General features: G+C 58.7%; 24 protein-coding genes. 13 read left to right on the forward strand and 11 right to left on the reverse strand.

What is annotated here, in order from left to right:
- The first annotated feature begins 17 nt into the window (after nucleotides 1-17).
- Genes ACR0L4_RS09915 through ACR0L4_RS09925 form a run of 3 tightly spaced genes read left to right on the forward strand, consistent with a single transcriptional unit; the run spans nucleotide 18 to nucleotide 830 of the window.
- Complete coding sequence (locus ACR0L4_RS09915) at nucleotides 18-269, forward strand: DUF6455 family protein (protein ID WP_170750404.1); 252 nt, start codon at nucleotides 18-20, stop codon at nucleotides 267-269.
- A gap of 13 nt (nucleotides 270-282) precedes the next feature.
- On the forward strand, nucleotides 283-552 hold the full coding sequence (locus ACR0L4_RS09920; RefSeq protein WP_480512592.1) for a DUF6455 family protein: 270 nt from the start codon (nucleotides 283-285) through the stop codon (nucleotides 550-552).
- Complete coding sequence (locus ACR0L4_RS09925) at nucleotides 552-830, forward strand: DUF6455 family protein (RefSeq protein ID WP_480512594.1); 279 nt, start codon at nucleotides 552-554, stop codon at nucleotides 828-830. The genes ACR0L4_RS09920 and ACR0L4_RS09925 overlap by 1 nt, the downstream gene beginning before the upstream one ends.
- Here the strand turns inward: ACR0L4_RS09925 and ACR0L4_RS09930 are convergent.
- Entirely contained in the window at nucleotides 813-1,055 is a 243-nt protein-coding gene (locus tag ACR0L4_RS09930; protein ID WP_480512596.1) for a CDGSH iron-sulfur domain-containing protein, read from the reverse strand. The genes ACR0L4_RS09925 and ACR0L4_RS09930 overlap by 18 nt on opposite strands.
- Before the next feature lie 229 nt (nucleotides 1,056-1,284).
- Between ACR0L4_RS09930 and ACR0L4_RS09935 the strand changes: the two genes are divergently transcribed.
- Complete coding sequence (locus ACR0L4_RS09935) at nucleotides 1,285-1,473, forward strand: hypothetical protein (RefSeq protein WP_170750408.1); 189 nt, start codon at nucleotides 1,285-1,287, stop codon at nucleotides 1,471-1,473.
- Nucleotides 1,474-1,613: 140 nt separating this feature from the next.
- Nucleotides 1,614-1,970: a diacylglycerol kinase gene (locus ACR0L4_RS09940; protein ID WP_480512598.1), complete on the forward strand. Its 357-nt coding sequence runs from the start codon at nucleotides 1,614-1,616 to the stop codon at nucleotides 1,968-1,970.
- An 11-nt stretch (nucleotides 1,971-1,981) separates the two neighbouring features.
- Here the strand turns inward: ACR0L4_RS09940 and rimO are convergent, their stop codons facing one another.
- Entirely contained in the window at nucleotides 1,982-3,370 is a 1,389-nt protein-coding gene (gene rimO, locus ACR0L4_RS09945; protein ID WP_480512600.1) for a 30S ribosomal protein S12 methylthiotransferase RimO, read from the reverse strand.
- Between the two features lie 97 nt (nucleotides 3,371-3,467).
- On the opposite strand from rimO, the gene ACR0L4_RS09950 reads away from it, so the two are divergent.
- The gene (locus ACR0L4_RS09950) at nucleotides 3,468-5,420 is read left to right on the forward strand and encodes an AsmA family protein (protein WP_480512602.1); all 1,953 of its coding nucleotides are present in this window, start codon (nucleotides 3,468-3,470) and stop codon (nucleotides 5,418-5,420) included.
- A 44-nt stretch (nucleotides 5,421-5,464) separates the two neighbouring features.
- On the opposite strand, the gene ACR0L4_RS09955 is transcribed toward ACR0L4_RS09950, so the two are convergent.
- The 4 genes from ACR0L4_RS09955 to ACR0L4_RS09970 are packed head-to-tail and all read right to left on the reverse strand — an operon-like array spanning nucleotide 5,465 to nucleotide 10,027.
- Complete coding sequence (locus ACR0L4_RS09955; protein WP_480512604.1) at nucleotides 5,465-6,961, reverse strand: phosphomannomutase/phosphoglucomutase; 1,497 nt, start codon at nucleotides 6,959-6,961, stop codon at nucleotides 5,465-5,467.
- Between the two features lie 15 nt (nucleotides 6,962-6,976).
- Nucleotides 6,977-7,810: a 3-deoxy-8-phosphooctulonate synthase gene (gene kdsA, locus ACR0L4_RS09960; RefSeq protein ID WP_480512606.1), complete on the reverse strand. Its 834-nt coding sequence runs from the start codon at nucleotides 7,808-7,810 to the stop codon at nucleotides 6,977-6,979.
- A 5-nt stretch (nucleotides 7,811-7,815) separates the two neighbouring features.
- A complete protein-coding gene (locus tag ACR0L4_RS09965; protein WP_480512608.1) occupies nucleotides 7,816-9,390 on the reverse strand; it encodes a KpsE/RkpR family capsule polysaccharide export protein in 1,575 nt (524 codons plus the stop codon).
- Nucleotides 9,368-10,027 carry an ATP-binding cassette domain-containing protein gene (locus ACR0L4_RS09970; RefSeq protein ID WP_170750416.1) on the reverse strand — a complete coding sequence of 220 codons (660 nt, stop codon included), beginning with the start codon at nucleotides 10,025-10,027 and terminating at the stop codon, nucleotides 9,368-9,370. The genes ACR0L4_RS09965 and ACR0L4_RS09970 overlap by 23 nt, the downstream gene beginning before the upstream one ends.
- A 235-nt stretch (nucleotides 10,028-10,262) precedes the next feature.
- Between ACR0L4_RS09970 and ACR0L4_RS09975 the strand changes: the two genes are divergently transcribed.
- A complete protein-coding gene (locus ACR0L4_RS09975) occupies nucleotides 10,263-10,850 on the forward strand; it encodes a uracil-DNA glycosylase family protein (RefSeq protein ID WP_480512610.1) in 588 nt (195 codons plus the stop codon).
- A complete protein-coding gene (locus ACR0L4_RS09980) occupies nucleotides 10,843-11,631 on the forward strand; it encodes an SseB family protein (protein WP_480512612.1) in 789 nt (262 codons plus the stop codon). Before ACR0L4_RS09975 ends, ACR0L4_RS09980 begins: the two co-directional genes overlap by 8 nt.
- 46 nt (nucleotides 11,632-11,677) lie before the next feature.
- On the opposite strand, the gene yghU is transcribed toward ACR0L4_RS09980, so the two are convergent.
- Complete coding sequence (gene yghU / locus ACR0L4_RS09985) at nucleotides 11,678-12,556, reverse strand: glutathione-dependent disulfide-bond oxidoreductase (protein WP_480512614.1); 879 nt, start codon at nucleotides 12,554-12,556, stop codon at nucleotides 11,678-11,680.
- Nucleotides 12,557-12,792: 236 nt separating this feature from the next.
- Between yghU and ACR0L4_RS09990 the strand changes: the two genes are divergently transcribed.
- Nucleotides 12,793-13,311 (forward strand): YHS domain-containing (seleno)protein, encoded by a 519-nt coding sequence (locus tag ACR0L4_RS09990; protein ID WP_480512616.1) that lies wholly within the window; start codon nucleotides 12,793-12,795, stop codon nucleotides 13,309-13,311.
- Between the two features lie 52 nt (nucleotides 13,312-13,363).
- Here the strand turns inward: ACR0L4_RS09990 and ACR0L4_RS09995 are convergent, their stop codons facing one another.
- Together ACR0L4_RS09995 and metF are read right to left on the reverse strand one after the other, a co-directional pair.
- On the reverse strand, nucleotides 13,364-14,032 hold the full coding sequence (locus tag ACR0L4_RS09995; protein WP_480512618.1) for a J domain-containing protein: 669 nt from the start codon (nucleotides 14,030-14,032) through the stop codon (nucleotides 13,364-13,366).
- 204 nt (nucleotides 14,033-14,236) lie between these two features.
- Nucleotides 14,237-15,103: a methylenetetrahydrofolate reductase [NAD(P)H] gene (metF, locus tag ACR0L4_RS10000; RefSeq protein ID WP_170750429.1), complete on the reverse strand. Its 867-nt coding sequence runs from the start codon at nucleotides 15,101-15,103 to the stop codon at nucleotides 14,237-14,239.
- A gap of 94 nt (nucleotides 15,104-15,197) precedes the next feature.
- Between metF and ACR0L4_RS10005 the strand changes: the two genes are divergently transcribed.
- Nucleotides 15,198-16,103 carry a LysR family transcriptional regulator gene (locus ACR0L4_RS10005; RefSeq protein WP_170750431.1) on the forward strand — a complete coding sequence of 302 codons (906 nt, stop codon included), beginning with the start codon at nucleotides 15,198-15,200 and terminating at the stop codon, nucleotides 16,101-16,103.
- A gap of 98 nt (nucleotides 16,104-16,201) precedes the next feature.
- The gene (locus ACR0L4_RS10010) at nucleotides 16,202-16,987 is read left to right on the forward strand and encodes an inositol monophosphatase family protein (RefSeq protein WP_170750433.1); all 786 of its coding nucleotides are present in this window, start codon (nucleotides 16,202-16,204) and stop codon (nucleotides 16,985-16,987) included.
- A gap of 7 nt (nucleotides 16,988-16,994) precedes the next feature.
- Here the strand turns inward: ACR0L4_RS10010 and ACR0L4_RS10015 are convergent, their stop codons facing one another.
- Complete coding sequence (locus ACR0L4_RS10015) at nucleotides 16,995-17,738, reverse strand: rhomboid family intramembrane serine protease (protein WP_480512621.1); 744 nt, start codon at nucleotides 17,736-17,738, stop codon at nucleotides 16,995-16,997.
- A 42-nt stretch (nucleotides 17,739-17,780) separates the two neighbouring features.
- Nucleotides 17,781-21,179: a bifunctional proline dehydrogenase/L-glutamate gamma-semialdehyde dehydrogenase PutA gene (putA, locus tag ACR0L4_RS10020; protein WP_480512623.1), complete on the reverse strand. Its 3,399-nt coding sequence runs from the start codon at nucleotides 21,177-21,179 to the stop codon at nucleotides 17,781-17,783.
- 103 nt (nucleotides 21,180-21,282) lie between these two features.
- On the opposite strand from putA, the gene ACR0L4_RS10025 reads away from it, so the two are divergent.
- Together ACR0L4_RS10025 and ACR0L4_RS10030 are read left to right on the forward strand one after the other, a co-directional pair.
- Complete coding sequence (locus ACR0L4_RS10025; protein WP_480512625.1) at nucleotides 21,283-21,771, forward strand: Lrp/AsnC family transcriptional regulator; 489 nt, start codon at nucleotides 21,283-21,285, stop codon at nucleotides 21,769-21,771.
- A gap of 30 nt (nucleotides 21,772-21,801) precedes the next feature.
- On the forward strand, nucleotides 21,802-22,368 hold the full coding sequence (locus tag ACR0L4_RS10030; protein WP_480512627.1) for a tetratricopeptide repeat protein: 567 nt from the start codon (nucleotides 21,802-21,804) through the stop codon (nucleotides 22,366-22,368).
- Nucleotides 22,369-22,430: the final 62 nt, after the last annotated feature.

A 22,430-nucleotide genomic window follows, 5' to 3' on the forward strand; every position in this document is an offset into this window, starting at 1 on the left:
CAGGGAAAGGACGCAACATGCCCAGCCAAAGAGTACTGCGACTGCACGCCGGTTTGATGGACGATATGGCAAACATGCTGGATGTCGATCTGGAAGACGCTGCCATTCAGGGCAAGGTGTCTATTGATGAAATATCCGACGCTGTCCTGCGGTGTACCGGGTGTCCAAACCCTGTTCATTGCGAAGGGCTGTTGTCCGAAACGACAGCGATGCGACGCACGCCGGAATACTGCCGCAATCAGGAATTGCTTCACAAACTCATGCCTTGAAAATGGTGGTAACATGCCGCGTCTGGGAAGCATCATGACCCATTTCCGTCTGGTCCTGCGAATGGGGCAGACAACTGGAACCGACATCATTGGCGCTCATCGTTCGGGTCGTCTAAGTCAGCAAGACTGGGCCGAGATGATCCAGTTCTGCCGAGGGTGTGCCTGGGCGCAGGACTGTCCGGAATGGATGGATCAGCATGAGGGCGGCGCAGAAGCCCCCCATTCCTGCCCGAATCGGTCCCGTTTTGCGGCACTCAAGGCGGTGCAACTGGAGGATGCGTAGTGGCTCAGATTGCGCTTGGGGATATCGAAAAGCACTTTTGGCTCACCCGATCCGTCGCCAGATGCCTGGGCCTCTCTCTAACAGATGCCATGACTGACGGGCGGCTGTCCGCAGAAGGCTATGCAGAAATGGTAACGCGTTGCAGGGCGTCCAACTGCGATGCGCAATGCGCCCTGTGGCTGGCGGATCAGCAATCCATCAAGAACGCCGCACCTGAGTTTTGCGCCAATGCCGACGCCCTGAACGCCCTCTCGCAGAGGTCAAAGCCCAGAGTGTGATCCATCGCACAGGGGTTGCTTGGACGAGTGCTTGCAGCCGCAAAAATACACCTTTTTACTGGCTTCAGCCGTATACTTAATAGGTTCGAACTCGGTGCCCTTATGCGAGCCATCGCAAAATGGCTGTTTGCCCGATTTGCCGCATGAACACCAGAAATAGCTTTTTCCTTCGACAACCTCGACTGGGATGGGTGAGTTTTGGGCGATAACTGGTGTCTTTGACATGTGGCGTCTCCGTACTTTTGGCTGATGTCCCGATCAAGTGTAGGGTGTGGCGCCAAAAAGGGTAGCGGCCAGGCGAATTCATCGGCGAAATATCCCCTCTGCCGGCACGGTTTCGCCTTGGATCACGGGTTTGTGATTGATTCTGTTGCCAGATTGACCTGCACCCCGTATCCTGATGAAGGCCCCGAAAACTGGGCAATATCAGCAAAGTAATAAAGGATTGAAGGACATGAAACTGAAATTCGCCGCCGTTGGTGCATTTGCCCTGATCCTGACTGCATGCGCGCAGCAGGAAGAACCGACCCCCGTGTATGTTCAGCCCAGCTATGACAAAGCGGGTACGCCCAGCTGCCCAGGCGGGTATGAACTGGCAACCACCGAAGCTGGCCAGACTGTCTGCAACCCGGTTGCTCAATAAGCTTTACGCAGGTGGCCTGATTGTGGGCCACCTGCACCCTTGTTGCAAAATTCACCGCCCCTGAGGCGGTTTTTTTTATTGTCTGTGCCGCGTCAGTTCGCAACTGTTCCGACCTGAGCAAATTCGTTGGCCGAGGGATCATGCTGTATTTCTTCACCCGTCTCAAAGACCGCACCCGCTGGAGCTGGCAGGGCTTGGTGGCCACGTGGCGGGATGAGTATTCCTTTCGGGCCTGGGGCTTTGCCAATCTGATCTCGGCGAGTCTTGTGCTTTGGTTGCCTGTCGGCACGGCTGAGCGGGCTCTGATCCTTGTCATGGGTCTTTTGGTGCTGGCTGCAGAACTGATCAACACAGCGATTGAACGGGCGGTGGACTATACCTCGACCGAACGGCACCCTTTGGCCGGGCAGGCCAAGGATGCCGCGAGCGCGGCAGTGGCCGTGACCGCAGTCGCTGCTGGTGTCGCTTGGGTGGTAACCCTGATCGCCCTGATATAGGCTAGCTGGCCCTAGACAAGTCTGCCCCAAAGGTCATATTCGCCAGCCTCATCCACCTGGACCGTCACGATATCCCCCGGATTGAGGGCTGCGAAACCTTCATCAATGAACAGGTTGCCGTCGATTTCGGGCGCGTCGGCTTTGGTGCGGCAGGTTGCGGCCTCATTGTCGACTTCGTCCACGATCACCTCGAGGGTCTGGCCAACTTTGGCGGCCAGTTTGGCCTCGGAAATGGTCTGTGCCTTTTCCATGAATCGTTCCCACCGGTCCTGTTTGATGTCGGGCGCGACGTGGTTTGGTAAGTCATTCGAACGTGCCCCGTCGACGTTTTCATATTGAAAACATCCAACGCGATCCAACTGGGCCTCATCCATCCAATCCAGCAGGGTCTGGAATTCATCCTCGGTCTCTCCGGGATAGCCGACAATGAAGGTCGAGCGTAGCGTGATATCGGGGCAGGTCGCGCGCCACGCGGCGATTTCGTCCAGCGTTCTTGCGCCTGCCGCTGGGCGGGCCATGCGTTTCAGCACATCCGGGTGGGCGTGTTGGAACGGAATGTCGAGATAAGGCAGCACGTTGCAGCCCGCATCCGCCATCAGCGGGATCAAATCGCGCACATGGGGGTAGGGATAGACATAGTGCAGCCGTACCCAGGCATCGAACCGACCCAGCTCGCGCGCCAGATCGGTGATGTGGCTACGCACCTCGCGATCTTTCCACGGGTTCACATCGTATTTGCGATCCAGCCCATAGGCCGAGGTGTCCTGACTGATCACCAGCAATTCGCGCACGCCATTGTCGACCAGCTTTTCAGCCTCGCGCAGCACCGCATGGGCCGGGCGGCTGGCCAGCTTGCCGCGCATGTCGGGGATGATGCAGAAATTGCACTTGTGGTTACAGCCTTCGGAAATCTTCAGATAGCTGTAGTGGCGCGGTGTCAGCTGCACGCTGCTGGCGGGCAGCAGATCGACAAACGGATCAGGGTCCGGCGGCACAGCCTGATGTACCGCGTCCAGAACCTGTTCGTACTGATGCGGTCCGGTCACAGCCATGATGCGCGGATGGTGGGCGCGAATATAGTCAGGTTCGGCCCCCAGACAGCCGGTCACGATGACCTTGCCATTCTCCACCAGTGCCTCGCCGATGGCATCCAAGGATTCGGCCTTGGCGCTGTCCAGAAATCCGCAGGTGTTCACGATCACGGCATCGGCCCCGGCATAGTCGGGCGAAATGCCGTACCCTTCGGCTCGTAGCCGCGTCAGAATACGCTCGCTATCCACCAGCGCCTTGGGGCAGCCCAGCGAGACCATGCCGATGGTCGGCTGCCCGGAACGGGGCGCGTCTGAGATCCGGGCCGCAGGGGCGAGGTCGGGGCGGAGGTTCGGTGGGTTGGTGCTCATGCGGCGGCATATAGTGGGGAACGCTTCCCCTTGCAAATGTGGTGCACGATTTGAATGATGACTGTAACAAAAGCCCAAACCGGCGGAGAGCAGAACAATGAAATGGCTGATGCGTATCCTGTTCATATTGGTGGCAGTTGTCGGGCTGGTCATCGGCGCCCTTTTGTTGATGCCCGGAGACAAGCTGGGCGCCATTCTGGCCGAACAGGTCAAGGCTGAATCCGGTCGGGATCTGACCTTTTCTGGCGATGTCTCCATCTCTTTCTGGCCTGTGCTGGGAATAGAAACCGGACCTGTTACCTTCGGCAACGCGGACTGGGCTGGACCAGAGCCGATGCTGAGCGCACAAAGCCTGTCCTTTGGTGTCGACGCTGTGGCGCTTTGGGCCGGTGACATTCGGATCAAGCGTGTTTTTGCAAACAACCCGGTATTGCGTCTGGAGTACGCAAACGGGCGCGGAAATTGGGAACTTCAGGCCGCTGCACCGTCACCCGGCGGCGGCGGTGCGCCCAGCGCTGCGCCCGTGGACTCCCGTCCGGTGACGCTCGAACGTCTAGAGCTGAGTGATGCACGTCTGATTTTCATCGAAAACGGTGCAACCACGTGGAATTTTGAAAAGGTCAACCTTTCGGCGCAATGGCCGGATGTATCGGCCCCAATGGTGATGGAGGCCAACATGGCCGTACCGGGCGGCACTGTTCAGGTTGATTTGAAACTTCCCGATCTTCCCGCTTTTGCGTCTGGATCCGCGGCCCCACTGCAGCTGACGATGACCGCGCCGGGTGGGCAAATAGGGTTTGACGGGCGTGCCACCATCGCAGGTGAAGTGGATGGCAAGACCGAGGTGAAAACCGGAAATACAGACAAAATGCTCGCCGCCTTCGGGCAGGGAGGTGTCACGGTTCCAAACGGCATGGGGCGCGTTGCGGATGTGTCGGGGCAGATGACTTATACGCGGGATGGGCGCATTTCCCTGCGGGACATGAGCGCGGTTCTGGATCACAATCGATTTGACGGTGAAGTCGATATCGTGATCTCGAACCCGCCGCAGATTACCGCCAGGCTTCAGGCCGGAGAGCTGGATTTTTCAACCTTCTCCGAAACTGCGGCCAGCGAATCAGGGGGCGCAGGTGCGCCGTCGTCAAACAGTGAAGGCTGGTCTACCGCACCGATTGATGCGTCTGCGCTGGCGCTGGCAAACGGGTCGATCCGCCTGACTGCGAAATCGATCACGGTACCAGATGTGACCCTTGGGGCAAGCGACCTGACGCTCAGCCTCGACCGGTCGCGAGCGGTTCTGAAGATGCACCCGGCGACGTTGTTTTCGGGCCAGCTGAACGGGCAAGTGGTCGCCAATAACAGGAATGGTTTGTCCGTCGGCGGGAATTTCAAAGCTGAGGGAATTGATGTTCAACAGGCCTTGTCGACACTGGGTGACATAAAGCGTTTGACTGGAACTGCGTCCGGTTCGCTTGAGTTTCTGGGTGTGGGTCAAACCGAGGATGCGATCATGCGGTCCCTTTCGGGAAAAGGCGACATAGCGGTTGGAAAAGGTGTGATCTCGGGGTTCGATCTGAACCGGTTGATGGGGCGTGGGGAAGGATCTGGCAAGACGACCGTTTTCAACAGTCTGACGGCCAGTTTCACGATGGATGGCGGCAACCTGACCAACAACGACCTGCTGATGTCGCTGGACAATTTCCGGGCGGACGGTAGCGGGCGTGTTGGGCTGGGTGCGCGGGATATCGACTATCTGTTCACGCCTGTCGCGCTGCGCGCCAATGCGGGCCAGGGGATCGCCGTGCCGGTGCGTATTGTCGGCCCATGGAGCGACCCGTCCATACGTCCAGACCTGACTAAAGTCATCGAGGCCGCAGCAGAAGGGCAACTGAAAGACCTGGAAGACGATGCCAAAGGCAAGGTCTTGGAAAAAGTCGGGAGCGAGTTGGACACGACCATCACAGAAAGCGGGCAAATTGAGGACGCCCTGAAAGACAAGCTTGAAGAAGAAGCCAAAAAGGGGCTTCTCAAGCTGTTCGGCGGAGATTGACGCAAACCCTGTGGGGGCCGCCGTCCACTCCGCGCGATTGTGTTTCAGATCGTCTGGTCGTAGTCACCAACGCCTGGTTCGGTGCGTATCACCGCATCGATATCGGCAAAGATAGCGCGCATTTCCGCATCGCTTTCGCTGCTTTCGCAAACAACAACCAGATTGGGGGTGTTCGAAGACGCGCGCACCAACCCCCAACTGCCATTGTCCAGAATAACGCGCGCGCCGTTAACCGTGACGACCTCCTTGATAGCCCGGCCTGCAAAGTTTTCTCCCGCCTCTGCTTTTGCGACCAGCTTATCTACGAGGCGCTGGAGGATATCGTATTTCTCGGTATCGGCGGCGTAGGGCGACATCGTTGGGGTGGACCACGTCTTGGGCAAAGCCTTGCGCAGGTCCGACATGCTTTGGTCCGGATTGCGGTCCATCAGCTTGCAAATCTCGACCGCGACGCGCATGCCGCAGTCGTAACCGCGCCCGACTGGCTCGGCCAAAAAGTAATGCCCGGATTTCTCGAAGCCCGCGAGGGCTCCGATCTCTTTGACCCGCCGCTTCATATGGCTGTGGCCGGTTTTCCAGTAATCTGCTTTCACCCCATGCGCTTTCAATTCCGGATCGCTGGCAAACAGGCCGGTGGATTTCACATCGGCCACGAAGGTCGCGCCGGGATACAGCTTGGCCAGATCGCGTGCCATGATGACACCGACCTTATCGGCAAAAATCTCTTCCCCTTCATCATCCACGACGCCACAGCGGTCCCCGTCGCCGTCAAAACCCAAGGCAAGATCAGCGCCGCTGGATTTCACCGCATCGGCCATGTCATGCAACATCTCCATGGCCTCGGGGTTGGGGTTGTAGTTCGGGAACGTATAGTCGAGCTGGTTGTGGCTGGGTACAACCTCGACGCCGATCCGCTCGAAAATCTCTGGCGCAAAAGCCGAGGCCGTGCCATTTCCGGTGGCGCATACGACCCTAAGCGGACGCGACATTTTGAAATCACCAACAAGATCGTCGATATAGGCCTCTTTGACGCCATCAACAAACTCGTAAGAACCGCCTTCGCGGGTCATTCCTTCACCCTTAAGCACGATGTCGCGCAGCTCGGACATCTCATCCGGACCGTGGGTCAGCGGGCGGTCAAAACCCATTTTGACACCGGTCCAGCCGTTTGGATTGTGGCTGGCGGTCACCATCGCCACCGCGGGCACGTCCAGATGGAACTGGGCGAAATAGGCCATCGGGCTGAGCGCCGGACCGATATCCTTAACCTGAACCCCCGCCCGCATCAGTCCCAGGATCAGCGCATTCTTGATCGACAAGGAATAGTCGCGATAATCGTTGCCCACCGCGATGACCGGTTCAATCCCGCGTTTGTGCATCTGCGTGCCGAGGCCAAGACCCAACGCCGTCATGCCGGGCAGATTGATCTCATCAGGGTATTTCCAGCGCGCGTCATATTCCCGGAACCCTGTGGGTTTGATCATCGGATCACGCAAAAAACTCCAGGTGTTTTGGGTCACCTCGGGCAGGGGCTTGGTCATGGAATTGCTCAATCGTTAAATTTGAATTGGGTTGGCTTTGGCCAGCGCGTCAAAGCGCATCAAAGTGTCAACAAGATGAGGCATCTGGTCCAGGGGGATCATGTTCGGGCCGTCCGAGGGGGCTGTGTCCGGATCCTGATGGGTTTCGATGAACACAGCTCCGATTCCCAGCGAAACGGCGGCGCGCGCCATCACCGGAGCGAACTCCCGCTGGCCACCCGAAGAACCACCTTTGCCGCCGGGTTGCTGCACCGAATGGGTGGCGTCCATCACAACCGGGTAACCCGTCTGCGCCATTTGAGGCAGGCCGCGCATGTCAGCCACCAGCGTGTTGTACCCAAATGAGGTGCCGCGTTCGGTCAGCAGGATGTTCTGGTTCCCTGTGCTTTCGACCTTGTCGACGATGTTCGTCATCTCCCACGGGGCGAGAAACTGTCCTTTTTTGACGTTCACGGCTTGTCCGGTTTCACCCGCCGCCAGCAACATATCGGTCTGGCGGCACAGAAAGGCCGGGATTTGCAGAACATCGACCGCCGCCGCAGCAAGGGCGCATTGGGCTTCGGTATGGACGTCCGTCAAAACAGGGATTCCCATGGTCTTGCGGATATCGTCCAAAACCTTCAGTCCGGCGTCTATCCCCATGCCACGTTTGCCGGACAGCGAGGTCCGGTTGGCCTTGTCATAGGACGCCTTGAACACATACTGCGCGCCAGCTGCGTCGCAGGCTTCTTTCATGGCACCCGCAATCATCTGTGCGTGGTCTGCCGTCTCAAGCTGGCAGGGGCCGGCAATGATGGTCAGCGGAAGGTCGTTGCCGACCGTCAGATCGGAGATTTTTACATGTTTCATGTGTCTTACGAGGATACCTGTTCACGAAGGACCGACGCGGTAAGCGAGATCATCAGGTAGATACCAGCAAACAACAGGAAAGCCAAAATCGTATTTTCGAACTTGCGCGGATAGGTGGGATCCTGGCTTTCAACCGGGTTTACCGAGACTGTAAGATAGCGGACTTTCCGGTTCGCCTCGGACCGTGTGGTTTCCATTTGTTGCAAGGCTGTTTGCATCATCATGTCCCGCGCCACCAGATCGGCCTGGGCCATCTGAATCCGAACACTGAGCCGGGCCAGCGAGTTTTCGCCTGCCGACGCATCCAGCATCTCGGCATTCAGTTCTGACAGCACGGCTTCCAACCGAGCGATATCAGCTTTGACACCGTCCACCTTGGCCTGATTGGGACGCAGGTTGTCCTGCAAGGCCGCCAATTCCAGTTCCTTGTCCTGAATTGAAATCTCGATTTCATTAATGCGTCCGCGAAGACCGGCAATGACATTTTCGGGGTCCAGCAAAGCGCCCTGTAGCTGCAACTCGATCAGAGCTTCTTGTGCATTGCGGCGTTCCTGCTGGGCTGCCTCGAACCCTTCCAATGCGTCGCGCATCTGGTCTTCGCGCTTCAGCTCGGACAAACTGTTAATGCGTTCCTCCGCGTAGGAAATCAGCCGCGCGGACAGGTCAACTGCGATCTCGGGCTCTGGCGCGGCCACTTCCATGCGGACGATCCCGTCGCTGGGGTCGTACCCGATCGTGACCATCCGTTTGTAGAGCTTGTGAGTATCTTCCAGACTGGCGTCCAAAGAAAGCCGCTGAATTGGGTCGATCCATTCCTGTTGAAAGATCGCCGAGAAGTCCATGTCGCGCTCCAACCGCTCCAGCGCATCCTTGGATTCGAGAAACTCCTGGGTCGAGACCGAGTCTTGCGCAGTCGCGTATTGTGTCCCGGTCAAAAGACCGCCAATTGAGCCGCCGCCGCCATCGGCCTGCAGGATCGAAAAGGCCGAGTCGCTTGCATACATCGGTGTTGCAACCCGGTAGAAATAGTACCCGACGACAAAAGTCGGCAGAAACACAAACACAGCCAGCCGGGCGAAGAGGGCGAACAGCTTTTTTTTGCGGCGGCGGGCGATGTCTTTCTGGATCTGGCCTATTTCCAGATCGCGTCGCTCTGCCGGGCTCATCTCTGGTCCGGGCAGATTTTCCGGTGTCTCCCGCACGGTTTGCGGCAGCTGGATTTTCACCTTGTCCTTGGAATCGGTTTTTTTGGACGACTTTGCGGCGGCCAGTTCCAGCAGATTGGTCCGTTGGAACGGGTCGATTCCTTTCTTGCGCAACAGGCGCACTGCATCATAGTCCGACGTTGCCGCCAGCCCATGCTTCTGCGCCAGACGTCGCGCGATCCGCAACTGTCGGCCTGTCAGCCCCTCACGTTTGATTTCGTCAAGCTCAGTACCGGGTTGCGCTTGGTTCGCAGCGCCGGGCGGCTGCGTTGCGTTGCGGATACGAGACACGGCGTCCGAGCGGGCCTCGGGCGAACCGTCAGGCTGCGCCTTGTTTCGCCAATTGTATTTTCTAACCTTGGGTTTCGTAGTCATATAACTGCTTTGCCTCTTCCAAGGTTTCAAACATGTAAAGCTGGCCGTCCATCAGAACAGCCGCCTGCTTTGCAAATTTCTCAAGCGTTGCAGGGCTGTGAGACACGATAATAAGGGTCGTCGTGCGCAGTCTTTCCTGAAGGATCGAGCCGGCTTTCTTGTTGAATTCGACATCGGTTGTTGCGGGCATGCCCTCATCAATCAGATACATATCGAAGTCCAGTGCCAGCATAAGAGCAAATGTGAACCGGGCCTTCATGCCGGATGAATAGGTTGCCAAGGGCTGGTTGAAATACTCCCCCAAACCGCAGAGCCAGCTGCAATAGGCTTCGACATAGTCAGGGTCCATGCCGTAGATCTTGGCGATATAGCGCGCGTTTTCCAGCGCGGACATCTTGGCCGAAACCCCCCCTGTAAACCCCATCGGGAACGAGACCTTGCAGTCGCGGCGGATGACCCCTTCATCCGGTTTTTCAAGACCTGCCATCATGTTGATCAGGGTGGTCTTGCCCGTGCCGTTTGGGGCAAGCACGCCAAGCGACGTGCCAAGCTCGACCCGGAACGAGACCCGGTCAAGGATCACCTTGCGGCGGGTCCCTGTCCAAAAGGACTTGCTGACATTCTCGAACTCAAGCATGCGTGGCCTGCTGCTCAATCCTTGGTGTTTGGTCGCTCTTGTCGGTCGGCGCTTGAACGCTTTGTCTACCGATCCATGTTGGCTACATTATGTCGAATTATGAAACAAATGATCAATGCGTGTTTACGACCGCCCGAAAACATGCAGACTGGCCGTCACACGAAAAGGTGTTTTGGGGTACCATTTGTCGATCCTTATGTGACGTCGGAAGCCGTTTGTTACCCGGAAATCAGTCGTGAATAGCCTTGAACAGGATATTGCCGCGTGTCGGCTGTGCGAAGATGCGTTCGCGCAGACGGCAACAGCTCACGCCCCGCGCCCCGTTGTCTGGTTCCGTTCTGGTGCACCGATTCTTGTCGCCGGTCAGGCACCGGGCGCGCGTGTGCATGCCACAGGCCGTCCTTTCACAGACCCGTCTGGGGACCGTTTGCGCGCTTGGCTGGGGATCGACGAGACAGTGTTTTACGACCGGAACCGTCTGTCCATCGTGCCCATGGCCTTCTGTTTCCCCGGATACGATGCCCGCAATGCGGATTTGCCGCCGCCTGCTGTGTGCCGTGAGACATGGCATGACCGTGTCATGCGGGCTCTGGGGCCGGTTCCGCTAACGGTGCTGGTGGGCGGGCATGCGCACAGGTACCATTTGGGCGCACGCACCTCGGTGACCGAAACCGTTCGCAACTGGCAAGAACACGCGCCGCGCATCTTTGCCTTGCCTCATCCGTCCTGGCGCAATACGGCATGGCTGAAGAAGAACCCATGGTTCGAGGCCGACCTGCTGCCGGTCCTACGCGCCCGGGTGCAAGAGGTGCTACATGACTGAGATGACGGCTCTGGACACGGCCCACACTGCGATGGAGGCATCCCCCGGGGATGATCTCGCAAGGCTCAGGTTTTTCGAACGCCTTGCCGACTGCGAGTTGTTTTTGATGCTAACCGAGGAGGCACAGGGCGAAAACATCTCTCCTGAATTGTTCGATGTGGTCGATGGCCGCTTTGTCTTGGCCTTTGACCGTGAAGACAGGTTGGCCCAATTTGCCGGAAAGCCAGTGCCTTATGTTGCGCTTTCGGGGCGCATACTGTCCTCAATGCTGGCGGGGCAGGGGATAGGGTTGGGTCTGAACCTCGAAGTTGCACCGTCTTCGACCCTGATCCCGGCGGAGGCGCTGGAATGGTTGGCTACCACGCTAGAACACAGCCCGACCGAGGTTGAAGAGAAACTGGCCGAGTTTCTGCCCCCTACAGGTTTACCCGAGACCTTGCTCAGCGCCTTGGACACGAAGTTGTCGACAGCAATGGGGCTGGCACAGGCCGCCTATCTGGTTGGGACCAAATCCGAACTGGGCGCTCAGGGTCATTTGCTCGGGTTTGTGGGGGCTGTCGAAGGCGCGCAATCTGCGTTGGCCAAGGCCGCGTCCGAGGCCCTGACATTTTCGGGGATCGAAGCGGGGGCGATGGATGTTGGTTTCTTTCCACCCGACGCTCCTGCGGCGGCGGTGTTGGCCAAAGTGGGGCTGCGGTTCGATCTTCCCCAACCCCAGTCTCACGCCGTCGAGCGTGCTGCGCCGGGCCGCGACCCGGACAAACCACCGGTTCTGAAATAGCGTCGACCGGGTGCGCGGTGCCGTCGGGCGGACCGCGCAGATCGACTTAGTTTTCCGCCGGTTCCAGTTTGTCCTGCGTCCGGGTTTCGAAGTCGCTTGCCTCGTGGCGCTCATGCAGCTGTGTATGGGGTTCACCAAAGGCGCGGTTGACCATCCGACCCCGTTGCACCGCGGGGCGGGCATCGATTGCCTTGGCCCACCGCATCACGTTTTCATAGGTCCCTACGTCCAGGAACTCGGCCGCGTCATAGAGGCGTCCCAGAACCAGTTGGCCATACCACGGCCAGATCGCCATATCGGCAATCGAGTAGTCCTCGCCTGCGACAAACGTATTCTCGGCCAGTTGACGGTCCAGAACATCGAGTTGCCGCTTGGTTTCCATGGCGAAGCGGTTGATCGGATATTCCCATTTCTCGGGCGCGTAGGCGTAGAAATGGCCAAATCCGCCGCCCAGATAGGGCGCACTGCCCATTTGCCAGAACACCCAGTTCATGACCTCGGTCCGTTCAGGGCCGGATTTCGGCAGGAATGCATCGAACTTTTCGGCCAGATGGAACAGAATCGACGCGCTTTCGAAGACGCGCAACGGCGTCTCGCCTGATCGATCCCACAAGGCGGGGATCTTGGAGTTCGGGTTGGCGTTGACAAAGCCCGAGCCAAATTGATCCCCTTCGCCGATATTGATCAGCCAGGCGTTGTATTCGGCACCCTCATGACCCAGCGCCAGTAGCTCTTCCAGCAGGATGGTGACTTTGACGCCGTTCGGGGTGGCCAGCGAATACAATTGCATCGGGTGGCGGCCAATCGGCAAGTCTTTGTCGTGTGTTGCCCCGGCAATTGGGCGGTTGATGCTGGCGAAACGCCCGCCGCTTTCGCTGTCCCAGGTCCAGACCTTCGGAGGAGTGTAGATGGATTGATCGCTCATCTGATGCCTTTCTTGCCAATCATGCGGCTGTCAAGCCGATGGGCTAACAGCTAATGTTGCATTTTGCCGAGTCCAACCCTGTTTTCCGCAGGAAACTGTAATATTCCTCTCACGATTTCTCATCGACGGTCACAGCGCCGCGAGCGGGTCTACGAAGCGTCCCAGAATCGCTTATTGTCTGAACAGTCAGCCACACGGCGCTCTCCAAACACGTGACACGAAAAAGGAATGACACCATGAAACGTTTTGCCCTGACCCTTGCTGCGGCTTTGGCTCTGGCAGTTCCGGCTTTTGCCGGGCCGCAATATGTCGACGGCACCGGATTTGCCGTTTCCGGCTATGACGTTGTTGCCTATCGCGGACTTGATCAGGCACCTGTTGGAACCGCTCAGCCAGAAGGCGTGCGCGGCAAAGCCGACATCACCGCGGAATACAACGGTGCCACCTGGGCATTCGCATCTGAAGAAAACCGGGACAAATTTATTGAAAACCCGGCCTTCTATGCACCTCAATATGACGGCCACTGCGCCTATGGTGTGTCGAAAGGCGGTAAGGTTCCGGCAAATCCGAACCTGTGGCGTATCGTCGACGACAAGCTGTACCTGAATATCACGGACGTTGTGGTTGGTTTCTTCGAAGAAGACATTCCGGGCAATATCAACCTGGCCGAAGGCAATTGGCCGGGTATCGAAAGTGCCGACGCGTCGAGCAGCGTGATTCCAAAGTTCACTTCGGAAGGTCCTGTCAGCAACTAAGTGCAAAAACGCAAGCCCGGCTCCCCCCACTGAGCCGGGCTTTCCCGGTCGGCTACCCAGCCAACCAGAACTCGTCGATCATGTCCTGATCGGCTTTGAACCTGATCCGGACACTTTTTGCACCGGGGAATTTACGCTCACGAATGGTTTCGGGGATCACCACCTCGCCAGGTCCGGTGTTTTTGGATTGAAAGCTCAGAACCTCGGTCTCGGTATGCCGTCGGCTGGTCAAAACCGAGGTTGGCAGCGCGACGCGATTTGCGCCCTGACTGACCGGCGTTGCCACAAAATAGGTCAGGTGCCGACCATAGCAGCCGACAGCGTCTGGCACATGATCCGAAGCATTCGGTGTTGCGGCCCGAGGCGGCGTGGCGTCCTCATCCGTCATATGCGTCAGCACTTTCGCCGGACCCAGCATCGCCTTGCAGGTGGCGATATCCTCAGGTGGCAGTTCGATGACACGCTTCTTTATCCGAACACGTTTCGGAACCTGTGGGCCGGACCCCGCCGCACCCCGGACGCTGAGCCCTTCTTGACGCAGGTAGTCATAGGCGGCTTTGGCACGCGAGAAATCCCCGCAATCTTCGGGCGTGTGGTCAGGGTGCGCCTCGAACGCGATCCGCCGCCATGCTTCACGAATGTCTTCTGAACCGGCACAGGGGGCCAACCCAAGATCGGCCAGCGCGTCGGCGCGCGCCTTGATTTTATCAACAGGCTCCATACTCAAATCACTCACTAACTTACACAGGGCCAGTTTGAGGAGCGGCAGGTTTTTGTCAAATTTTCCCGGGTATTGAGGCGACAGCAAGGGACAATGATCAGGCAGTCCTGGCATTGTTCGTCAGTCCTTACGAACCTGAACCCCATCACTCAAAAAAGACCCGAGCCTGTTTGGGCTCGGGGAGTACAGGGAATAAAGTAAAGTTCAGGCGACGTTTTGCAGCTCGGCCTTGGGGGTGATGCCAAGGGCAAAACAGACATCCCGGGTTAGCTCGGGCCTGTTCAGAGTGTAGAAATGCAGCTTGTCGACCCCGCCCTCCAAGAGGTCCGAGCAGAGTTCGGTGCACAGCGCCGTCGCCAGCAGGTCCTCGCGATCATCGCGGATTGCCTTTTCAAAAGCCTGATCCACCCAATCCGGAACGCGTGTGCCGCAGCGCTGGGCGAACGCGCGCGCTCCTTTCCAGTTTTCGATGGGCAGGATTCCGGGCACGATGGGCTTGTCGATCCCGGCTTTCTCGCAGGCGTCGCGGAAACGGAAGAACGTCTCGGCCTCGAAAAAAAACTGCGTTAGTGCTTCGTCAGCGCCTGCATCCAGTTTGGCCTTGAGCCAATCCACATCGGCGCGGGTATCCCGGGCCTCGGGGTGAACATCGGGATAAGCGCCGACGCGAATGCTGAACATCTCGGTTTCGGCCAGCGCCTCGATCAATTCGACCGAATGGGCAAAACCTTCGGGGTGGGGAATGAACTTGTCCTGACCTTTTGGCGGATCCCCCCGCAAAGCAACGATGTTCTCGACACCAGCGCGGGCGAACGTGTCCGCGATGTCCAGCGTTTCCTGACGCGAGGCTTCGACACAGGTCAGATGTGCCGCAACGGGCAGGCCCGAAGATTTGTGCAATGTCGCAACGGCATCGCGTGTCAACTCGCGTGTGGTGCCGCCCGCGCCATAGGTAACCGAGACAAACCGGGGCTCCAGTGGGGCCAAGGTCTGTACCGTGTCCCACAGCCGGAATGAGGCCTCCAGCGTCTTGGGCGGAAAGAACTCGAAGGAGATTTCAGGTTTGGTCATCACGGCCTCTCAGGATCAATTGAGCCTCTTGTGCCATGCGAAGCAGTGTGAGACAAACTCATATTCTTCAAGAACAACATGAGTCACGTGACATATGCATATTGAATTCCGGCACCTGCGCACGATCAAGGCCATCCATGATTGCGGTGGGCTGGCGCGCGCGGCCGATCAGTTAAACATCACGCAATCCGCACTAAGCCATCAGATCAAGGGGCTTGAGGATCAGGCCGGGGTTGAACTGTTCCTGCGTCGATCAAAGCCGATGAAGCTGTCGGCTGCCGGACTGCGCCTGTTGCGGCTGGCCGAACAGATCCTGCCGCAAGTCGAGGCGGCCCAGCATGAGTTCTCGTCGCTCCGCGATGGACGCACGGGGCGGATGCATATTGCCATCGAATGTCACGCTTGTTTCGAATGGCTGTTCCCAGTGCTGGAATCCTTCCGGAAATCCTGGGGCGATGTGGATGTCGACATTCGTCCCGGTCTGGCCTTCGACGCCTTGCCCGCCCTGCAAAAGGAAGAGGTCGATCTGGTCGTTTCCTCGGACCCAGAAGACTTGCCGGGTGTCGAGTTTGTTGAACTGTTCGACTACAATGCCGTGTTTGTTGCGGCCTCGTCCCATCCGCTGGCCGAGAAAGAGTTTGTCGAAGCCGAGGATTTCCGGGGTCAGACATTGATCACCTACCCGGTCGAGCGCACGCGTCTGGACGTCTTTAGCCAATTGCTGATCCCGGCGCGTGTTGAGCCGGCCTCTATCCGTCAGGTCGAGCTGACAGCTGTGATCCTGTTGCTGGTTGCGTCCAACCGGGGTATATCCGTCCTGCCCGATTGGGTTGTTCGTGAGGTCAAGTACAACTCGGATTACGTCACACGCCCACTGACGAAAGAGGGGATCACGCGCCGTCTGTATGCTGCTGTTCGCTCGGACGATCTGGAAAAACCCTTTGTGCAGGAACTGGTCAAACTGGCGCGGGATGAGGCGCGTAAGCTGCAGGCCCAGTAGCGGCGTTTTCGGTGGGGCTGCTATGTGCATCATTCCTCTTGGCAAGGGCGCAATGCATCAGTATACGCGCGGTTTGACCGGACAGGAGCCTTTTCACAATGGTTGGCAGTGCAAATCTCAACATCATGATCAAAGCCGCGCGCAAGGCGGGGCGGTCTCTGGTCAAGGATTTTCGTGAAGTTGAAAACCTGCAGGTGTCGATGAAAGGTGCTGGCGACTTTGTATCGAAGGCTGATATCGCCGCCGAAGCCATCCTGAAAGAGGAACTGTTGGGCGCGCGTCCGACCTATGGCTGGCTGGCCGAAGAGGGAGGCGCGATGGACGGTGAGGACCCGACGCGTCGCTGGATCGTTGATCCGCTGGACGGCACCACCAACTTCCTGCACGGACTGCCGCACTGGGCGGTTTCGATTGCCCTTGAACACAAGGGCAAGATCGTTGCCGGTGTCATCTACGATGCCGCCAAGGATGAGATGTTCTTTGCCGAAAAAGGCGAAGGTGCCTGGATGAACGACATGCGCATACGCGTGTCTGGCCGTAACCGCATGATCGAGTCGATCTTTTCGACCGGTCTGCCCTTCGGTGGCCGGTCCGATCTGCCCGCGACCCTGCAAGATCTGGCGCGCTTGATGCCCGCTTGTGCAGGTGTGCGCCGCTGGGGTGCCGCTGCTTTGGACATGGCCTATGTGGCCGCCGGTCGGTACGAAGGGTTCTGGGAACGCCGCCTGAACGCCTGGGACCTGGCCGCAGGTATCATCATCGTCAAAGAGGCAGGCGGCTTTGTGCAACCGTTGAACCCGGACGGCAGCGTTCTTGAGGATGGCGAGGTCATCTGCGCCAACGAGCCGATCTTTGACACCTTTGCAAAAGTGATCCGGGGCTGAGCAGCCGCTACCTGCGCGGCACGCGCGGGATGCGGGATTGCGACAGCTTGTACTTCGTTTCCGGGTGGGGTGGATGGCCGTGCGTGCGGTTCCAGAATCCAGGGCCGCCGCGTTTCAGCCACAGCGGAATACACAGGACCAGCCCGACCGCGAACCCTCCGGTATGGGCCCAATAGGCAACACCGCCCTCATCCGGGTTGCTGTTCAGACTGCCCACAAACTGCATCCCCAGCCATACGCCCAGCATCACAAAGGCGGGGATCGAGAAGACCCGGAAATACACGATCAGGATCAGCAGAATATCGACGCGCGCCTTGGGAAACAGCAACAGATAGCCCCCCATCACACCTGCAATTGCACCTGACGCCCCGATGGTCGGCACTACCGAGCCCGGCGCGGTGATGACGTGGATCAGCCCGGCTCCGACGCCAGCTACGAGATAGAAGAGCAGAAAGGGCAGGTGGCCCATCTCGTCTTCCAGATTGTCTCCGAAAATCCAGAGGAACAGCATGTTTCCTGCCAGATGCATCCAGCCGCCATGCAGGAACATGGATGTTACGAAAGTCTCAAGCGCAAAACCATCCGAAATTCGGGCCGGAATGATGGCGTAGTCGAAATAAAAACGTTGGATCAATTGTGGGTTATCCATGATCCCAACATAGCTGATGAAGATCAGGATATTCGCGGCCATCAGCGCGTAGACGACATAGGGCGTGCGCCCCGAGGGGTTGTGATCTCGGATCGGGAACATGGCGCGACGCTGGGCTTTTCCGCGCCCAGCGTCAAGGTCAGGTTACGCTGCACCACCCAACAAGGCCGCGTTTCCGCCAGCAGCTGTTGTATCGACGCAGACATGGCGTTCGCCCAAAACCCGCGTGCGGTCCGGCAGGCCGGGGATCAGCGGCAGTATTGGGCCGTCACGTTGGGCCAGATGGTGCTCGATCTGACGCGCCGTTTCCTCATCACCCCACCACAGAACGCCCGAAATCCCTGTCAGGGTCTCCAACCGCTGCAGATCGAGCCTTCCGGTCGCCTCAATCACTGTGCCACCCAATGCCAGCACTGCCTCCGTCTGGGCGCGGGTTGCCGTTGGGCCCGGACCGAGACACAGCAAAGGCGCGCGTGCGAATTCGGACAGACGGTTCGACTCCCCCGTCGGTCCGGGCAGGGTTTGCGTTCGCACCGCGGTGGCTTGCCCTTTGGGTGAAGACAATTCTGCTGTTGCCTCCCAGGTCTCGGTTGTCGTCTGACGGTCCGGCGCACAGAACCGGGCCATATAGTTCGGCCCCCCCGCTTTCGGGCCGGTGCCCGACAGCCCCTCGCCACCAAAGGGCTGCGAGCCCACGATCGCGCCGATCTGGTTGCGGTTTACATAGACGTTGCCAGCGTGAATCGCCTCGGTCACATGCTGGACACGGTCGTCGATGCGGGTATGCAGGCCAAAGGTCAGACCGTAGCCCGTTGCGTTGATGTCCGCGATCACCGCGTCGATCTCTTGCGCCTTGAAACGGGCAACATGAAGAACGGGTCCGAAAACCTCGCGTTCCAGATCGGCTATGCCATTGATTTCGATCAGGGTCGGAGGAATGAACGTCCCCTCTGGTGGGGTGCCGAGTTCTTTCAGAACGCGGCCCTCTCTGCGCGCTTTCGCGACATGATCCGCAATGCCGTGACGCGCGGTCTCATCGATGACCGGACCGCAATCGGTCGAGATCAACCAGGGATCACCAACCTGCAACGCATCCATCGCACCTTTCAGCATAGTCAGCACGTCATCAGCGATATCTTCTTGCAGATACAGACACCGCAGGGCGGAACAGCGCTGGCCGGCAGATTGAAACGCGCTTTCAATGATGGATTGTACCGCCTGTTCCGGCAAGGCCGTACTGTCAACGATCATCGCATTCAACCCACCGGTTTCTGCGATCAAGGGCGTACCTGGCCGCATGTTCTGCGCCATGGCCGACCGAATTTTCATCGCTGTCGCGGTCGATCCGGTAAACACCACGCCAGAGACCCGCCCATCCGAAGTGAGCGCCGCGCCCACCTCTGGCCCGCCGGGCAGAAGTTGCAGCGCGTCGCGGGGCACACCGGCCTCGTGCAGCAACTGGATGGCGCGATGTGAGATCAGAGGTGTTTGCGGGGCGGGTTTGGCAAGAACCGCGTTGCCGGTTGCCAGCGCGGCGGCAATCTGCCCGGTGAAAATCGCCAGAGGGAAATTCCAAGGGCTTATACAGGTGAAAGTCCCGGCGGGTCCTGCGTCAGGAATATGCGCTGCATAGTAGCGCAGAAAGTCGACTGCCTCGCGCAATTCGGCGACCGCGTCGGGCAGGGATTTCCCGGCCTCGCGCGCCAAAAGGGCAAATAGTTCGCCAAAATGCGCCTCGTACAAATCGGCCGCTGCATTCAGTGCCTGAGCCCGCCTTTCGGCTGTGTCCTGCCAGGGGCTGGCCGAGGCAAGGGCCAGTTCCACATCTGCGGCGCTGGCGGGTGCAACTGTGCCGGGCCTGTCTTGCGGCCGGGCCGGGTTGATGACGAGTTCTTCTGCTTCCGGTCTGACCTGTTCTGACAGCAAGGGTTCTGCGCGCCAAAGCGCGGCCCTAAAACGATCCCGCGCGGCATCGATCTTGTCGAGTGTCGGGGTATGGTGCAGATCAAAGCCCTTGGAGTTCGGGCGTTCCGGCAGAAACAGTTCTGGCCCGGTCGGCAGCGGGGCGGCGGGGGTCTGAACCGTTGTAAAAGGGTCCGCGGCGACCTCTTCCGGTGGAACCGCCTCATCGACGATCTGGTTGACGAAGGACGAGTTTGCACCGTTTTCCAGAAGGCGGCGCACAAGGTAGGCCAGAAGATCCCGATGCGCCCCGACCGGCGCGTAGATGCGGCAGCGGGTCTTATGGGTGTCCATGACCAACCCATGCAGCGTTTCGCCCATTCCGTGCAGGCGCTGGAATTCAAATGGCTGATCTTCGGCCATATGCAGAATGGCGCTGACCGTATGGGCGTTATGCGTCGCAAATTGCGGATAGATCCGGTCAGTCATGGCCAGCAGCTTTCGCGCGTTAGCAATATACGAAACATCCGTCGCCGCTTTTTGCGTAAAGACAGGAAACCCATCCACCCCTTCAACCTGAGCGCGTTTGATCTCGGTATCCCAATAGGCCCCTTTTACCAGACGAACCATCAGCTTGCGGTCATGGCGCTGGGCCATGTCGTAAAGCGTGTCCAGCACCAGCCCGGCCCGTGGTCCATAGGCCTGAACGACGATGCCAAATCCATCCCATCCGGCCAGGGCAGGCTCGGCCATCACGTCTTCGATCACCTGCAAGGACAAGGACAGACGATCTGCTTCTTCGGCGTCGATGTTCAGACCCATCCCGGCGGCCTTTGCCAATAGCGCAAGCGCGCGCAGGCGTGGAACGAGTTCATCCATGACCCGGTCTACCTGTGCCAGTTCATAGCGTGGATGCAGGGCCGACAGCTTGACCGAAATGCCGGGGTTTTCGCGGATATCGTCATGGGTGCATGCCTCGGCGATGGCAGCGATGGCACGGGAATATGACAGGTGATAGCGGGCGGCGTCAGCCTCGGTCCGGGCAGCTTCGCCCAGCATGTCGTAGGAATAGGTGTAGCCCTTGGCCTCCATCCCGCTGGCGCGATCCATTGCCGCCTGGATGGTCTCACCCAGGACGAACTGGCGCCCCATCTCTTTCATCGCGCGCCCAACGGCGGTGCGGATGACCGGCTCCCCCAATCGTTTGATTGCCCCGCGCAGGGCGCTGACGGGCGAGGTTTTGCCTTCATCCAGCACCTTACCGGTCAGCATCAGCGCCCACGTCGACGCGTTGACCAGCGAAGACGAGGACTGACCCAGATGTTTGCCCCAATCCGATGGCGCAATCTTGTCCTCAATCAGCGCATCAATCGTGTCCGCATCAGGTACACGCAACAGTGCTTCGGCCAGGCACATCAGCGCTACGCCTTCGTCGGTGGACAGGCCATATTCGGCCAGAAACACCTCCATCATACCCGGCGAGGTGCTGGACCGGATGTCACGGACCAACTGTGCCGCTGCTGCGCAGATTGCAGTGCGGTCGGCGTCGCTCAGGGCGGCTTGATCGGTCAACGCCTGCAAAACGGTCGATTGATCGGCATAGGTTTGTGAATCGATGGTTGTACGCAGGCTGTGTGACATTGTTCCTCCGGGCATTTGAATCAATATAGGATTTATTTGACGGGACATTGGACCAATTTTGATGGTACTGAAGGCAGATCGACTAAAAATTGGCAGAATAACGATGCAAAATGACTTTCCGGGTCTCGACCGCTTTGATCGCTCGATTTTACAGGCTCTGGCCGAAGATGGGCGCATCTCGGTCGCGGATCTGGCGCGGCGCATTGGCCTCTCCAAGTCTCCGACACAGGCGCGGTTAAAGCGGCTTGAGGCAGATGGTGTCATCACCGGCTACCGTGCGATGTTGGACCCGATCCGATTGGGTTTGGACCACGTGGCCTTTGTCGAAGTGCGCCTGACCGACACGCGTGAAAAAGCATTGGCCGAATTCAATGTAGCCGTGCGCAAGATCGCCGAGATTGAGCAGGCCCATATGATCGCATCGAATTTCGACTACCTGCTGAAGGTACGTACCGGGTCGATGTCCGAATATCGCGCGGTGCTGGCCGAGAAAATTTCATCTTTGCCGCACGTGGCGAACACCTCAACCTTCGTGGCCATGCAGGCCGTGAAAGAGACCGGGCTGCTGGGCGATTTGGAGCGAAAAGCTTGACCCGCGCGTCAGACGCGTCACACTTCGTTTATGATCCGCAGGGTTTCCATATGTATCACAGTTGCTTTGGCTTGCACTTCAGCGTTTGCACAAGATTGCCCGTCTGCGCCGGACCACTCTGCGGGGTTGGGTGAGCTTATCGGCCAGATACAACGGGCAGAAACACAAGACGAAGCACGCGGTATCTCGGGCCAGATGTGGGAGCTATGGACCGATGCGCCGGATGCGCGATCGCAGACATTATTGGATCGTGGCATGGCCCGGCGCGAGGCCTGGGATCTGTTGGGGGCGTTGGGCGAACTGGATAAATTGGTCGCCTACTGCCCCGACTATGCCGAGGGCTACAACCAACGCGCCTTTGTCAATTTCCTGCGGCAGGACTTTGGCGCGGCTCTGATCGATTTGGACAAAGCGCTGGATTTGTCTCCGAACCATATCGCCGCGATGAGCGGTCGGGCTCTGACGCTTTTGGGCCTCAAACGCCTTGACGAGGCCCGCACAGCTTTGACAGCGGCGCTGCAGCTTAATCCGTGGCTGTCCGAACGGGCCTTGCTGGCACCTGGCGGTGCCCTTGAGCCGCCGGGCGAAGACATCTGATCGGCTGTGCGGCGGCACCTGAAGCTAAACATGCTGCCGGATTTTGGAGCGCGAAAATGCCG

The sequence above is a fragment of the Ruegeria sp. AB5 genome (genome assembly GCF_056542645.1).

What these genes read in the sequence shown, in the direction of transcription:
- ACR0L4_RS09915 (WP_170750404.1), top strand. Translation starts at nt 18, where the DNA reads ATGCCCAGCCAAAGAGTACTGCGACTGCACGCCGGTTTGATGGACGAT.
- ACR0L4_RS09920 (WP_480512592.1), top strand. Translation starts at nt 283, where the DNA reads ATGCCGCGTCTGGGAAGCATCATGACCCATTTCCGTCTGGTCCTGCGA.
- ACR0L4_RS09930 (WP_480512596.1), bottom strand. Translation starts at nt 1,055, where the DNA reads ATGTCAAAGACACCAGTTATCGCCCAAAACTCACCCATCCCAGTCGAG.
- ACR0L4_RS09935 (WP_170750408.1), top strand. Translation starts at nt 1,285, where the DNA reads ATGAAACTGAAATTCGCCGCCGTTGGTGCATTTGCCCTGATCCTGACT.
- ACR0L4_RS09940 (WP_480512598.1), top strand. Translation starts at nt 1,614, where the DNA reads ATGCTGTATTTCTTCACCCGTCTCAAAGACCGCACCCGCTGGAGCTGG.
- rimO (WP_480512600.1), bottom strand. Translation starts at nt 3,370, where the DNA reads ATGAGCACCAACCCACCGAACCTCCGCCCCGACCTCGCCCCTGCGGCC.
- ACR0L4_RS09950 (WP_480512602.1), top strand. Translation starts at nt 3,468, where the DNA reads ATGAAATGGCTGATGCGTATCCTGTTCATATTGGTGGCAGTTGTCGGG.
- ACR0L4_RS09955 (WP_480512604.1), bottom strand. Translation starts at nt 6,961, where the DNA reads ATGACCAAGCCCCTGCCCGAGGTGACCCAAAACACCTGGAGTTTTTTG.
- kdsA (WP_480512606.1), bottom strand. Translation starts at nt 7,810, where the DNA reads ATGAAACATGTAAAAATCTCCGATCTGACGGTCGGCAACGACCTTCCG.
- ACR0L4_RS09965 (WP_480512608.1), bottom strand. Translation starts at nt 9,390, where the DNA reads ATGACTACGAAACCCAAGGTTAGAAAATACAATTGGCGAAACAAGGCG.
- ACR0L4_RS09970 (WP_170750416.1), bottom strand. Translation starts at nt 10,027, where the DNA reads ATGCTTGAGTTCGAGAATGTCAGCAAGTCCTTTTGGACAGGGACCCGC.
- ACR0L4_RS09980 (WP_480512612.1), top strand. Translation starts at nt 10,843, where the DNA reads ATGACTGAGATGACGGCTCTGGACACGGCCCACACTGCGATGGAGGCA.
- yghU (WP_480512614.1), bottom strand. Translation starts at nt 12,556, where the DNA reads ATGAGCGATCAATCCATCTACACTCCTCCGAAGGTCTGGACCTGGGAC.
- ACR0L4_RS09990 (WP_480512616.1), top strand. Translation starts at nt 12,793, where the DNA reads ATGAAACGTTTTGCCCTGACCCTTGCTGCGGCTTTGGCTCTGGCAGTT.
- ACR0L4_RS09995 (WP_480512618.1), bottom strand. Translation starts at nt 14,032, where the DNA reads ATGGAGCCTGTTGATAAAATCAAGGCGCGCGCCGACGCGCTGGCCGAT.
- metF (WP_170750429.1), bottom strand. Translation starts at nt 15,103, where the DNA reads ATGACCAAACCTGAAATCTCCTTCGAGTTCTTTCCGCCCAAGACGCTG.
- ACR0L4_RS10005 (WP_170750431.1), top strand. Translation starts at nt 15,198, where the DNA reads ATGCATATTGAATTCCGGCACCTGCGCACGATCAAGGCCATCCATGAT.
- ACR0L4_RS10010 (WP_170750433.1), top strand. Translation starts at nt 16,202, where the DNA reads ATGGTTGGCAGTGCAAATCTCAACATCATGATCAAAGCCGCGCGCAAG.
- ACR0L4_RS10015 (WP_480512621.1), bottom strand. Translation starts at nt 17,738, where the DNA reads ATGTTCCCGATCCGAGATCACAACCCCTCGGGGCGCACGCCCTATGTC.
- putA (WP_480512623.1), bottom strand. Translation starts at nt 21,179, where the DNA reads ATGTCACACAGCCTGCGTACAACCATCGATTCACAAACCTATGCCGAT.
- ACR0L4_RS10025 (WP_480512625.1), top strand. Translation starts at nt 21,283, where the DNA reads ATGCAAAATGACTTTCCGGGTCTCGACCGCTTTGATCGCTCGATTTTA.
- ACR0L4_RS10030 (WP_480512627.1), top strand. Translation starts at nt 21,802, where the DNA reads ATGATCCGCAGGGTTTCCATATGTATCACAGTTGCTTTGGCTTGCACT.